This is a genomic window from Pseudomonadales bacterium, assembly GCA_041395945.1.
In the GTDB taxonomy this organism is placed as follows: Bacteria; Pseudomonadota; Gammaproteobacteria; order Pseudomonadales; family Azotimanducaceae; genus SZUA-309.
Map to the genome: position 1 here is coordinate 1661444 of JAWKZN010000001.1, position 13803 is coordinate 1675246.

Sequence of the window (13803 nt, forward strand, 5' to 3'; positions counted from 1 at the left end):
GCGTCCTAAAGAGGGTAATCTAGCCAGCCAACTGCCGGTGACAGACCATTGCGAACCCTCCTTATCGTCGCGTTTTCTCTGCTGCTTGGCGCCTGTGACGGAAACGACGGCGACCCGAACGCAGATCCGCAGGCACAAGGTGCGGGTGCGCAGGGGCAATCGCGTGGCGGGCCGGCGCGGGGTGGACCGGGAGGTTTTTCCCGGGGACCGACACTGGTCGTGGCGACACCGGCAAGTGTGCGCACGATCCGAGAAGAAGTTGAGGCAATCGGTACCACCTACGCCAACGAGTCCGTCACCCTCACTGCCAAGGTCACGGACACGGTCAGCAAGGTGCGCTTCGAAGACGGTGAACTTGCCGAGCGTGGCCAGGTACTGCTGGAACTGACCAACACCGAGCAGGCCGCCCTGCTCAATGAATCCGAAGCCAATGTGCAGGATGCGCAAAACCAGTTCCGCCGCTTCGAAAAGCTCGCCGCGGACGGCAGTGTACCGGTCTCACAACTGGATGAATCCCGGGCCCGGCTCGACGCAGCACAGGCCCGCCACCAGTCCCTGATGGCACGACTGGAGGACCGGCTGATCCGCGCCCCGTACTCCGGACTGCTGGGATTCCGGCAGGTCAGCGCCGGCACCCTGGTGTCACCGGGCACGGCAATCACCACGCTGGATGACATCTCGGTGATCAAGCTGGACTTCTCGATTCCCGAAGTTCATCTGGCTCTGGTGCGACCGGGCCTGAAGCTCGTGGCGGAAAGCTCGGCTTATCCCGGCACCCATTTCGACGCCACCGTCAACACAATCGGCTCACGCATCGATCCGGTGACCCGCTCGGCGACGGTGCGCGCCCACATCAACAACGACAACCTGCTGCTGCGTCCGGGCATGCTGATGACCGTGCGGCTCATCGCCTCGGAACGGGAATCTCTGATGGTCCCGGAAATTGCCCTGGTGCAGCGCTCCTCTCAGGTGTTCGTCTACACGATCGTCGACGGTCAGGCCTCCATGCAGGAGGTGACCAGCGGTGCCCGGGATCGGGGCTGGATCGAGATTCTCGCCGGTCTGGAGCCGGGGGAGCGGGTGATCACCGAAGGCGTCATCAAAATGCGTGAAGGCGCACCGGTAACAACAGCTGGAGACTGAGCCATGTGGTTGTCTGACATTTCTGTCAAACGTCCGGTATTCGCCACAGTCATCAGTCTGATGCTGGTGGCCTTCGGCGCACTGTCTTTCAACTATCTGCCCCTGCGTGAGTACCCGGACATCAGCGCACCCATCGTATCGATCTACACCAACTACGTGGGTGCTTCGGCGGATGTCATCGAAACCCGCATTACTCAGGTGATCGAAGATCAGATCAGCGGCATCGAAGGCATCAAGAACATCCGCTCGTCGAGCCGGGATGAAGCGTCATCGATCAACATCGAGTTCGAACTCGACCGGGAAATCGACGAGGCCGCCAACGACGTCCGGGATCGGGTGTCCCGGGTGCTCGGACGCCTGCCCCAGGACGTGGACCCGCCCATCGTTGCCAAGGCGGACTCGGACGCCCGGCCGGTGATGTACATGAACGTTTCCAGCACCTCGATGCCGATGATGGATCTCCACGACTACGTGGAACGCTACATCGCCGACCGCTTCTCGGTGATTCCCGGAGTGGCCAACATCGATATCAGTGGCGGTGCCCGGCCGTCGATGCGCATCTGGCTCGATCGGCTGGCGCTGGCTGCCCGCAACCTCACCGTGACCGACATCGAAAACGCCCTGCGCCGGGAAAACGTCGAGCTGCCCGCCGGCAGACTGGAAAGCGAGTCACTGGAAATGCGGCTGCGGCTGGAACGCAGTTATCAGACACCGGAAGACTTCCGGGCACTGGTCATCGGTCAGGGTCGGGACGGTCACCTCATCCGGCTCGGTGAGGTCGCAAAAGTCGAACTCGCCCCCCGCAACACCCGGGAGACCTTCCGTTCCAATCAGCAGGCCACAGTGGGGCTGCGCATCAGCAAGCAGTCCACTGCCAACACCCTGGAGATGCTGGAAGCAGTCAAAGCTGAAATCGTCCGCGTACAGGAAACTCTGCCTGCGCACATGTCTCTCATCCCCAGCCAGGACGACTCCCTGTTCATTCGCGAAGCCATCGATGCGGTGTATCAGACCATTGGTGCCACCACGGTGCTGGTGAGTTTCGTGATCCTGGCCTTCCTGGGCACCCTGCGTACCATGCTGATCCCGGCGATCACAATTCCCGTTTGCCTGGTTTCCTCTTTCATCGCCCTGGCTTTGTTCGGCTATTCGGTGAATCTCATCACCCTGCTCGCGCTCGTGCTGTGCATCGGGCTGGTGGTCGATGACGCCATCGTGGTGCTGGAGAACATCTACCGCCGTATCGAAAAAGGAGAGCCGCCCTTACTCGCCGCCTACAATGGCGCTCGGCAGGTTGCCTTCGCGGTAATCGCCACGACCGCAGTGCTGGTCGCCGTGTTCACGCCGATCATCTTCCTTGAAGACAACATGGGGGTGATCTTCCGGGAACTCGCAGTCACCATCAGTGCTGCGGTAATTTTTTCCAGTGTGCTGGCACTGACACTCACTCCGGTGATGTGTGCAAAACTGCTGTCCCGCAAACACCGCGGCAATGCATTCACCCGACAGGTGGATCGCAACTTCACCCGCTTCGAAGCCCTCTACCAGTACCTGCTGCAACGTTTCCTCCGCCACAGCTGGCTGGCGGTGGTGGCGACCGGTCTGGTGCTGGGCGCGACCTGGTGGCTGGCAAAAAACGTACCCCAGGAATACGCCCCGCAGGAAGATCAGGGCGGATTCTTCGCCCGGGCTCAGGCCGCGGAAGGCACCAGCATCAGTCGCATGCTCAGCCTGATGGAGCGGCTCGAAGCACCCCTGATGCAGCTCTATGCAGAAGGCGAGGTATCCCGGGTGGTGTCCCGGGTGCCGGGCTTCGGGGACACCGCCACCAGCACGGGCATACTCATCGTCAGCATGGCTCCATGGGACGAACGCACCCTGACCACCCAGCAGGCGGTAGACCGGGTCATGGCGGACTGGCAGACGATCCCTTCTGTTCGCGCCTTCGCCTTCGTCCGTTCTGGACTGTCGAAGGGGGGCGGTGACCGTCCCGTGCAGTTCGTGATCGGCGGACCGAACTTCGAAACCCTTGCCGAATGGCGTGACATCCTCATCGAGCGGGCGGAAGGCTATCCTGGACTGGAACGCATCGACAGTGATCTCAAGGAGACCCAGCCCCAGGTGTCTGTGCGTGTGGATAAGAACCGCGCAGCCGCCCTCGGTATTTCCGTACAGAACGTGGGACGTACGCTGGCAGCGATGATGAGCGAGCAGCGGGTCACCACCTATGTCCAGGATGGCGAGGAATACGATGTGATCCTGCAGGCGGCTGAAGACCAGCGCGCGACCGAGCGGGATCTGCAGAACATCTATGTGCGCTCCGAATCTTCCGGCGAACTCATTCCCCTGTCGAACCTCATCTACATGGCAGAGACCGCAGGTCCAGCCAGCCTGAATCGCTACAACCGGTTACGTGCGGTCACGCTCACCGCCAACCTCGCTGAGGGCTACGCACTCGGGGACGCGCTGAAATTTCTCGAAGATACGGTAGCCACCGAGTTGCCCGAGTTTGCCCAGATCGACTACAAGGGCGAGTCCCTGGAATACAAAGAGGCGAGCGGCAGCCTGCTCTTCACTTTCACGATTGCCTTGCTCATCGTGTTTCTCGTGCTTGCCGCCCAGTTCGAGAGCTTCATTCACCCCTTCGTCATTCTGCTGTCGGTACCCATGGCGGTGGCAGGCGCGCTTTTCGGACTCTACGCGACCGGGTCGACCCTGAACATTTACAGTCAGATCGGCATGGTGATGCTCATCGGCATCGCGGCGAAGAACGGAGTGCTGATCGTGGAGTTCATCAATCAGTTGCGGGACGCCGGTCGGGATTTCCAGGAGGCCATACTGGAAGCTGCCGGGATCCGCCTGCGGCCGGTGCTCATGACAACCATTTCCACGGTGATCGGATCGATACCCCTCATTGTCGCCAGCGGTGCGGGATCGTCCGGCCGCAACGTACTCGGCATCGTGATATTTGCCGGCGTGTCCCTGGCGACACTGCTCACCCTTTTTGTGGTTCCCGCCTTCTATCAGCTGCTCGCGAAGAACAGCGGCTCACCGAAGGCCATTGCCCGGGAGCTGGAAGAGCTGGGTGGCACCCTCTGATTGGCATCCGCCACAGGACTCAGGTGTACTGCTGAGAAGCTTGGGAAGAGATTGATCAAAGCGTGGTCGAGTGAGGTGGATTGACTCGCGGCTTTGCGCGAGGCAACTCCGCCGATCGAGGAAAGCCCGGAGGGCCCGAGCGTAGGTCCGCCACACCCCCCCCTCGCCACCCCAGCATCGGCATACGCTCCGCAAACAGCTAGCGGGACCCTGCCAAGGTCAGCAGTTCGGCCGGCGCACCCGGTATTTCTGCAGCCGGACGGCGGAGGATTTCACCGAAACTCACGGCATTGCTGATCAGCCGCTCTCCGGTGAGCCAGATACCGCGACGCATCGGATCACCGGCGAATGCGAGCACCACGCCGCGCCCGACACCCAGTTCAACGATGGCAGTACCGCCATCGACATAGTGGGCAACCGCCTCGGCCGCTCCTTCACTGGCGACGGCCAGATCGGGCCAGTCGCCCGGGGGCAGCCTGATTTCGGCAGGCAGGCCGAAACCAAGCGGGTGCTGTCCGGTGATACGCAGATCACGTCGGGAGGACTGGACCATCAGTGCTCCCTGCGCGCCGCCCACACCGAGCCCCTGCAGACCGGGCGGTGCTGACCAGGGCCAGGATTCCGCCAGCACCCAGGTTGTCGCACCCGCCAGGGTGATCAGCACACCACCGTGTCGCACCCAGTCCCCCAGCGCGCCACTGACCGGGGACGGGATCTGCTGATAGTCCCCTGCGGGCATCACCAGGTGCGTAAAGCTGCCGAGCAGGTCTGCACTCAAACCCAGAGGTCGGATGGCAGTTACCGAGAAGCCGAGGCGATGCTCCAGCAGAAAGGCCAGGGAACCGGCAGAGGCCGTATCGATCCCGTCTCCCTCGAGCAGACCGATTCGCACCGGCTGCAGAGGCAGCCAGGATGGCTGCCCGGACTGGTCGGGCAGGTGATCCAGTCCCAGCAGCGGCACTTCGCTGCGGATGATCCGGTCGAGGAAGGTGACCGCCGGTATCCGCAGCCTGGGCACATCCACCCGGCGGATGGCGATTGCGCCCGGCCCGATCTCATCCCTGTCATCGCCACTGCCCAGGGTCAGCGGTGCTGTTACAACCCGCACCCCGACCCCGGCGCCGGCCAGCCGATTCAGTACCGCCGGTGCGTAGAAATCGTTCCAGGGCAGAATCCAGGCTGCCGCCTCCCGGGATCCACGCCTGCCGGATGCCCGATCCACCCGCGCGCTGCTGTCGAGACCGGCAGGCAGCTCATCCAGTGCAAGGCTCGACAGGCCCATCGCCTGCGCCAGGGCCACGGAGCCCGGTGTTTCGCCGAGGATGGCCCGGGTCATCCCGGCGCCGGGTCCGAGTGCGGGGACCACCCAGGCAGCACCGGGTACGTAACGCCTGCCATCCCGGTCCATGGCATCGAGCAGTCCGAATACGGTGAGAGACTGACCGGCGAGCACCTCGAGCAGTGCCGTGCTGCGACTGGTGTCCGGTCCGCCACCGATCAGCCAGCCCGCCGGTCCGGCAGGTGCGGCCAGCGTGCCGTCCCGGTGCGCATCGCGAAATGTCTTCAGCGCCTGCTCGAATTCCACCGCACCTTCGAGCACGCCCAGCGCGGCGTGCAGGTGACCGCGGATCAGCTCCACCTCACTCACGGCATCCGCTGCAGCAATCTGTGTCAGCCGCAGACCCACCACGCCTGACAATTCGGCCCACGGTAGAGTATCTGCAGCGAGCAGCAGCGGCGGGTGTACTGACCCCGCACCCTGCACCTGGGCACCCAGACGCTCAGCAAGCCAGTGTGCGGGATCGTCCGGTCTGGATGGGTTCGGGCGCAGGAGAGAGGTACATTCCGCAACTTTGCAATGTCCGGCAGGATCTCCGGTCTCATGATGATCTGTCATGACATGCGGCCGGAAGGCCTGCAGCAGCTTCATCCGGTTGCGCGACTCCGGCTGCTGCAGAAGCAGCCAGTCCGAGTCCAGATCCGCAAGGTAGTGATTCGTGCGCCCGCCAGGCCAGGGTTCGGGCAGGGCCTTGAGGAGTGTGAGCGCGGGCGGGTTGCCCGGCAGATCCAGCCAGCGTGAGAAGCGTACGTAGCCGTCCGGATTCTGGAGCGGGTCAATCAGAACGATCACCCGATCGAGCATGTCTGCGATTGCCGCATCCCGACTCGCCGCCAGATACCAGGCCAGCAGCATGGCCGCCTGCGGACCGGCAGACTCGTTACCGTGCACACCAAAGCCGTGCCAGGTCACCAGCGGAGCGCCCCGTTCGCCATCGAGGTGCCTGTGACGCTGGTGTTCGAGATCAAACTGATGACGCGGGGAGGAGATCACCACTGTGATCTGTCGGCGACCTTCGTGGGTGTCGCCGAGATGGCGCACCGATACCCGGTCAGATGCCGCGGCCAGAGCTTCAAACCAGGCGACCAGCCGGTCCTGCTGCGCGATCCTGGATCCTGCCGGAAAGCCCAGCACGGACTCCGGTCGCGGCACGCCCGGATCGAAGGCAAGGGCCGACGGCGGCAGCAGCTCCTCAATTCCCGTTCGTGCATCCTGGCTTTCTGCAGACAGCGGCAGCACCCACAGCAGCAGCAGCACGACCCTGCCGGATGGGAAACGGTATCGGCCTGGAAACCCGCTGGCAGACTTCTGCGAGCGGTGAGGGATAGATTTCAGTGTGGCGTTCCTGCGCTGTGCTTATGCCGGCTGACGGTTGTCGACGCTGTTTGACTTGCCCGTGCCGGTGGGGGATTCTCACCACCCACCAGCCGGTGGTCAAACAGCACAGCGTGTCACACACGTGCGCGCCGGCACCTGTTCGGGGGAGCAAGTGTGCGATTCTTGAGTTTTCGAGTTGGACAAAAGACCGGATTCGGCGCGCTGGTTGAAAACCGGGTAGTAGATCTCGGCAGACATATGCCGCAATATGAAGGACTGCGCCAGGTCCTGCTGGCGGGTGCACTGACCCGCGCGATCGACATCGCCGCCGAAACATCCGCCGACTACGCCCTGAAGGAAATTGAATTTCTGCCACCGATTCCGGATCCCGAAAAAATCCTCTGCGTGGGCCTCAACTATCCGGGACGCGCCGACGGTGAGCCCAGGTATCCCAGTATATTTCTGCGCACACGGGACTCGCTGGTCGGTCATGGAGCGCCTCTGTGGCGACCACCGGAATCGACCCAGCTCGACTACGAGGCGGAAATCGCCCTTGTGATCGGCACCGAAGGACGCCGGATCGCACCGGAGCGCGCGCTCGATCACATCGCCGGCGTCACCCTGATGAACGATGGCACCGTGCGGGACTGGCTCCGCCACAGCGCGCGCAACGTCACCCAGGGTAAGAACTTCGAACACAGCGGCGCAATCGGACCCTGGTTTGTAACCCTGGACGCACTGCAGGACCCGGAGAATCTGGAATTCAGCTGCTCGGTGAACGGTGAGGAACGCCAGCGGGACTCAACCGCCCGCCTGCTGTTCGATTTCCGCTATCTGGTGAGCTATCTCTCCACTTTCATCCGGCTGAAACCCGGCGATGTGATCTCAACCGGCTCTCCTGCAGGGTCGGGTGCGGACCGGGAACTGTCCCTGTTTCTCGCATCCGGAGATGTCGTCGAAATTTCCGCACCGGAGATCGGCACGCTGAAGAATCCGGTCATCGACGAACCCGCAGTCGACAACGCCTAACCACCTGGCGTCACCGAGGTGCGATCGCCGTATCCCGGGGTTCCCTGAAGGGCATCATCACTTTTGCCCACAGGCTCGGTTCCGTCGGCCCGGTACCGGCTTCAAAGATCGGGCCCTCTGCAGAAGTTCCGAACAGACGGTCCCAGACAATGGCCGAAGGCAGCACCAGCAGGAACATCTCCAGCGGATGATTGGCCCCGAAGTTGATCGCGCCCGGACGTTTGAATGAGTGATGAGCGCCGTGACCGGACGCCCGCCACACGAGCGGCCAGATATCCAGATGCAGCGCCTCCCGCACAGAGGAAAGCGGCGCTGCCAGCAGGGCGCTGTACCAGAGCGCAACCATAAGGGTGCCGATCGAGATCACCACCACGATCGAAATGTTGGTCCGTTTTTCCCGGGCAGGTTGCATCCAGTCACGGCGCGCCGGGTACCCGTGCTCCAGAATTCCCAGCAGCAGCTGCACACTCACGACGACCAGGGGATAAATGGCCGGCAGATCCCGATTGAAATACCAGAAGGCCAGGACACTGACCAGAATCAGTGGCTGCAAACCGATCGACAGCCACCGGGGCAAACCACTTCGGTCGCCTGTAACTGTTGAACCAGGTGCGGCTGAGTGGAGTGCCTTCGAGCCGGTTGCCATCGAGTTGTGTGATTGCTTCGGTTCCAACACACTGTCCCCCCATCGGCGGGCCTCCCGCCGGCAGCACGATCCTGGGAGGAGCGGGTGATAAAGGGAAGTCTGACATCGGGATTGCAACACGCACGTCATGCCATCACGCTCAGCGGTCTCATCCTCAGCTGCGCGATGTCGACAGCCACCCTGAATGCCGACACCGCGCCGGGACCTGCTTCGGGCCAGGCGGTCACCACAATCGAAGGTGCGGACCTGCGTTCAGCGGAAGCCTTCATCGACGCCTTCTACTCCTGGAATCCGCAACGTCTCCAGGCTGCCATCAACGCACCCGGCGACGCCACGCGACTTCTTTACTATCAGGCCTGGGCCGAAGCCGGCAACTACACAATTCAAACCCGCAGACCCTGCCAGCCTGCTGCAGATGCAGGAAATGCAGAGCTGGCAAAGATCACCTGCGCCATCACGGTGACCGACGATCTTGGCGGCGCCCTGGGTTATGTGGCCACGGATACCTTCACGCTCGGCCTGAGTGCAGGGGAAATCCGCGCCGTGACATTCGAAGGCGACGATCCTGAAGTATTCGACGAAATGCTCGTCTGGCTGGCGGACAATCGTCCGGAGGTGTTCACCGGACCCTGCCTGGGCTTTTTCGACGGCGGCACCACCCCGGCGGACTGTGTACGCGCCATCGTACAGGGGGCACGGGACTACGCCGCGCTGAATGAATCCGCAACGCCTGGCGTTTCATCCGCAGCCTCTGAGCAGAATGAAGTGCTGCAGTCCCGGCTCTCCGACTACGCGGATCTCTACCAGGTCCAGTGTGCTGTCTGTCATGGTGACAGACTGCAGGGTGAAGCACAGGGCACACCCCTGGTCGGTGTCGACCTGATTCACGGCGACAGCATCGACGCGCTCATCCTGAGCATCTCAAAAGGCTTTCCCCTGAAGGGCATGCCCGAATGGGCACAGAGCTTGAGCGAGTCACAGATCAAGAGTCTGGCCCTGTACATTTCCGAGACCAGATCCGGTTTCAGCTACACCGACTTCAATTACGACACCGCCTTCACCGTGCCCGCAGGTGTCATCGAATCGGAACGCCATGCGTTCACGCTGGAAATGGTGATCTCCGGTCTGGATCCACTGCCCTTCTCGATCGCCCCCCTCCCCGATGGCCGAATTCTGCTCACAGAGAAAAAACGCGGTCTGAGTATCATCTCCACCTCAGGAGAGCAGTCGCCGTTGATCGAAGGCGCCCCGAAAGCCTACGACGACACCTACACCATCGCGATAAAACAGGAGTGGGGTTACGGCTGGATGCTCGATGTCGCCACGCATCCCGACTACCTGGACAACGGCTGGATCTATCTGCTCTACGGTGACCGCTGCAGTGACTGCAATGACATCGGCCGCGCCGCCGGTACTCCGGTGTCCATGAACAAGCTCATCCGCGGCAGGATCGCCGACGGTGAGTGGCTCGATGAGGAAGTGATCTGGCAGTCACCCATCCAGTATTACGGCTCGGTACCCGACATCGGTGCAGGGGGCCGTATCAGTTTCGACGGACACGGCCACGTATTCTTCAGTGTCGGCGTGAAAGGTATCGACAATCACACCGGCATCCAGGATCTCGCCACACCCTGGGGCAAAATCCATCGTGTGAACGATGACGGGACGATCCCTCTCGACAACCCCTTCATGGACACCCCGGGTGCGATGAAAAGCATCTGGAGCTACGGACACCGCAGCCCCCAGGGGCTGGAATACCGTCAGGCAACAGGCGAACTCTGGGGGACCGAAATGGGACCCCGCGGCGGCGACGAGGTAAACCGCCTTCTGCCCGGCCACAACTATGGCTGGCCGCTGACCTCCAGAGGTCTGAACTACGACGGCAGCCCGGTCGACTACGGAAAGGATCTCGGCATCGAGTTTGATCTCAGAGACATCGACCAGCCGGTCGTCGACCTGTCCCCGTCTCCGGCGGTCTCCAGCTTCATCTTCTATGCAGGCAACCGGTTCCCGGGCTGGCAGGGCGACCTCATCGTGGGTTCACTGAAAGGCCGCACCCTCTACCGGATGGAAATCGAGGACAACACGGTCGTTCATACGGAACCGCTGCTGAAAGACCTGGTGCGCTTCCGGGACATCGAAGTCGGTGCGGACGGACTGATCTACCTGCTGCTCGAACACAACTCGGGCGGGCAGATCGTGCGCATGGTGCCCTCTCCCACCCTGCTCAGCGGTCAATCCCCCCCAGACACAGGTACTTGATCTCCAGGTACTCGTCCATGCCGTACTTGGAGCCTTCCCGGCCGTTGCCGGATTCTTTCATGCCACCGAAGGGGGCGGCCTCGTTGGAGATCAGGCCTTCGTTGATGCCGACGATGCCATAGTCGAGCCCTTCGGCTACCCGCCAGATGCGGCCCACGTCCCGGGAGTAGAAATAGGCGGCGAGACCAAACTCGGTGTCGTTGGCCATTTCGATGGCCTCCGCCTCGGTCTCGAAACGCACCAGGGGTGCCACGGGTCCGAAGATTTCCTCGCGGAATACACGCATCTCCCGGGTGACCCCGGTGATCACCGTCGGCTCGACAAAGGCTTCACCATTCGCCGCACGTTTACCGCCGATGGCCACCCTGCCGCCCCGGGTCACGGCATCATCGATCATGGCGATCACCGAGTCCGCCGCTTTCCTATCGATGAGGGGGCCAACCGTGGTTTTCTGGTCCATGCCATCGCCGACGACAAGCTTGCGCACCGCGGCAGTGAGTTTTTCGGCAAAGGCGTCGTACACACCCGCCTGGACCAGCATGCGGTTGGCGCACACGCACGTCTGTCCGGCATTGCGATACTTCGAAGCCATCGCCCCGGCCACTGCCGCAGCGAGATCCGCATCGTCGAAGACGATGAAGGGGGCATTGCCGCCGAGTTCCATCGACGTGCGCTTCACGGTTGCCGCACACTCCTGAATCAGCTGCTTACCGACCTCGGTCGATCCGGTGAAGGTGACCTTGCGCACGATGGGATTGCCGGTCAGTTCTGCGCCGATTTCGGCCGTGTTGCCGGCGAGAATGTTGATGACACCTGCCGGAATGCCGGCGCGATGGGCGAGTTCCGCAATGGCGAAGGCGGAAAGCGGGGTCGCATTGGCCGGCTTGCAGACGACTGTGCAGCCCGAGGCCAGCGCTGGCGCGATCTTCCGGGTGAGCATGGCGTTCGGAAAATTCCAGGGCGTGATGCAGCCGACCACACCGACCGGCTGCTTGATGCAGACGATGCGTTTGTCCGGTGAGGGACCGGGAATGGTGTCGCCGTAGACGCGCTTGGCTTCCTCGGCAAACCACTCGATGAAGTTGGCGCCATAGGCGATTTCACCGCGGGACTCCGCCAGTGGCTTGCCCTGCTCGGCGGTCATGATCTTCGCCAGATCCTCCTGATGAGCCATCATGAGATCGAAAAGCTTGCGCAGCAGTCCGGCACGATCTTTGGCGGTGCGGGCACGCCAGGCAGGCAGCGCGCGCTCGGCGGCTTCGATCGCGCGGCGGGTTTCCGCCGTGCCGCAGCGGGCAATCTCTGCCAGTGTGGCGCCATTGGCCGGATTGGTGACCGCACTCGTGCCACCGGAATCCGCGTCAATCCACTGGCCGTCCACATAGGCCTGAGTGCGCAGCAGCGCAGAATCTTCCAGACGCAGAGCCATCACGCATTTCCTCCAAAACCGGGTTTGAGAACGGGTTTGACCCTGGCCACCGCAAGCAGCGACTCCACACAGTCGCGCAGGGACTGATCCAGCGGACGAAAGCGGATGGGCACCACCGCGCGGATACGATCGTTGCGCAGTTCACAGCCCGCCCAGATCGCGCGCAGTTCCGCTTCACGGGCCTTGATCCGGTCGGGAAAGGGATCGGTCACCGCCGGAGTGGCATGACCGAGCTCGGGCAGCAGCCGGTCGATGTCCGCGCAGATGTCTTCGACATTGCGCTTTTCGGTGGACCAGGCGATGTAGCGCTCGCCGTTGTGCACCTCGGTGCTCTCCAGCAGACCGATGTGGCAGTCCGCGTTGTCCCGCACGTCCACAACCATCCAGGGCCGGTAGGCGCCGTTCTGGTAATACTCGCCGAGCAGCATCGTTTCGATGTTGTGCTGCCAGGACCCCTTTTCCCTCTGGTGCGCGGAGAGAATGGGACCCACGTTGTCCGCCGGACACAGGGTGATGGCATCCCACCGTCCGTGCGCAGCGGCAGCTTGCGCAAACACCCGCTCGGCGAGCACCTTGCTCATGGAATACCCCTGACCCCGCTCGGGACGTCGCTTCGGATTCTGCTCGTCCGGATAGCGGTCTTCATAACATACAGGCCGACGCACCAGCTCCTGCATGTCCGCCTCGGAGATCACCGCGGCAGTACTGGACGTGACGATCACCCGGGTGACCGTCTCCGAGGCATTCACACTGGCGATGATGTGCTCACACACCCGTTTCACATAATCCTGATCGTTGTAGTTGCTCACATGGGAGACGTGAGCCACCCCATGGCAGCCCTTGAAGATCTCATCGAAACAGCCGTCCACATCGAGATCGGCGGAGTGCAGGGTAAGCCGTCCCGAGGCGTGTCCGGGCATTTCCCTGAGAAACGTCGTCTTCACGGCATCGTTTGCATCCCGCACACAGGCGCGCACTCTGTAGCCACGATCGAGCAGGTTTTTCACCACCCAGCCGCCAATGAATCCGGCAGCGCCGGTCACAGCAATGGTGCCGCCTTTTGGAACTGGTGCCATCTCAGGGCTCTCTTCTGACTGCTATCGGGGGACCATGCTACATTCTGAGCATGATCCTGGGGAGGGAATCCGCAGGCTTTCGCTTACCAGCTGCGCCGGGAGGCGATCGCGCTGGCCGTATCAAAGGTCCGGTTACGCAACTCTACGAGCCGGGCATTGAGGTTACGGAACCGCAGAGGCTCACTCACCTCCAGGTCGCGGCCGATCACCAGATCCGAAAAAGTATCTTCTCCGCCGAAGCAGCCGAGCACGGCGGTCGCACCCGCCAGTTTGTGCTCGTCTATCTGCATCAATCCCCGGCGCAGATAGGTCAGCCAGAATTTTTCCTGCCCCCCGGCGACCGGCGCCACTTCTTCCAGCAGACCGATGAGGGCGCGTACCGCGTCGCCGAGTTCGTCGAATTCTTCATCCAGTCTTCCCATGGCGCGAAGCTACCCGTCGCTGCAATCGAGCACAAGCGATG

The 13803-nt window shown here is 62.4% G+C and carries 9 protein-coding genes; 4 read left to right on the top strand and 5 right to left on the bottom strand.

Translation table 11 applies throughout. From position 1 onward, the window contains the following. The first annotated feature begins 48 nt into the window (after positions 1–48). The gene (locus tag R3E82_07860) at positions 49–1143 is read left to right on the top strand and encodes an efflux RND transporter periplasmic adaptor subunit (GenBank protein ID MEZ5550786.1); all 1095 of its coding nucleotides are present in this window, start codon (positions 49–51) and stop codon (positions 1141–1143) included. 3 nt (positions 1144–1146) lie between these two features. Then, on the top strand, positions 1147–4242 hold the full coding sequence (locus tag R3E82_07865; GenBank protein MEZ5550787.1) for an efflux RND transporter permease subunit: 3096 nt from the start codon (positions 1147–1149) through the stop codon (positions 4240–4242). Between the two features lie 199 nt (positions 4243–4441). On the opposite strand, the gene R3E82_07870 is transcribed toward R3E82_07865, so the two are convergent. After that, a complete protein-coding gene (locus tag R3E82_07870; GenBank protein MEZ5550788.1) occupies positions 4442–6838 on the bottom strand; it encodes a M14 family zinc carboxypeptidase in 2397 nt (798 codons plus the stop codon). A gap of 243 nt (positions 6839–7081) precedes the next feature. On the opposite strand from R3E82_07870, the gene R3E82_07875 reads away from it, so the two are divergent. Then, positions 7082–7927, top strand: a complete 846-nt coding sequence (locus R3E82_07875) for a fumarylacetoacetate hydrolase family protein (protein MEZ5550789.1) — start codon at positions 7082–7084, stop codon at positions 7925–7927. Positions 7928–7937: 10 nt separating this feature from the next. Here R3E82_07875 and R3E82_07880 read toward each other — a convergent pair whose 3' ends face one another. After that, complete coding sequence (locus R3E82_07880) at positions 7938–8504, bottom strand: hypothetical protein (protein MEZ5550790.1); 567 nt, start codon at positions 8502–8504, stop codon at positions 7938–7940. Positions 8505–8657: 153 nt separating this feature from the next. Between R3E82_07880 and R3E82_07885 the strand changes: the two genes are divergently transcribed. Further along, positions 8658–10835 (top strand): PQQ-dependent sugar dehydrogenase, encoded by a 2178-nt coding sequence (locus tag R3E82_07885; GenBank protein MEZ5550791.1) that lies wholly within the window; start codon positions 8658–8660, stop codon positions 10833–10835. Here the strand turns inward: R3E82_07885 and R3E82_07890 are convergent. The 3 genes from R3E82_07890 to R3E82_07900 form a co-directional block, all read right to left on the bottom strand. Further along, entirely contained in the window at positions 10801–12258 is a 1458-nt protein-coding gene (locus R3E82_07890) for an NAD-dependent succinate-semialdehyde dehydrogenase (GenBank protein MEZ5550792.1), read from the bottom strand. The two genes, R3E82_07885 and R3E82_07890, sit on opposite strands and share 35 nt — an antisense overlap. A 5-nt stretch (positions 12259–12263) precedes the next feature. Continuing rightward, the gene (locus R3E82_07895; GenBank protein ID MEZ5550793.1) at positions 12264–13340 is read right to left on the bottom strand and encodes an NAD-dependent epimerase/dehydratase family protein; all 1077 of its coding nucleotides are present in this window, start codon (positions 13338–13340) and stop codon (positions 12264–12266) included. Between the two features lie 83 nt (positions 13341–13423). Next, positions 13424–13762 (bottom strand): hypothetical protein, encoded by a 339-nt coding sequence (locus R3E82_07900; protein ID MEZ5550794.1) that lies wholly within the window; start codon positions 13760–13762, stop codon positions 13424–13426. Positions 13763–13803 lie beyond the last annotated feature (41 nt).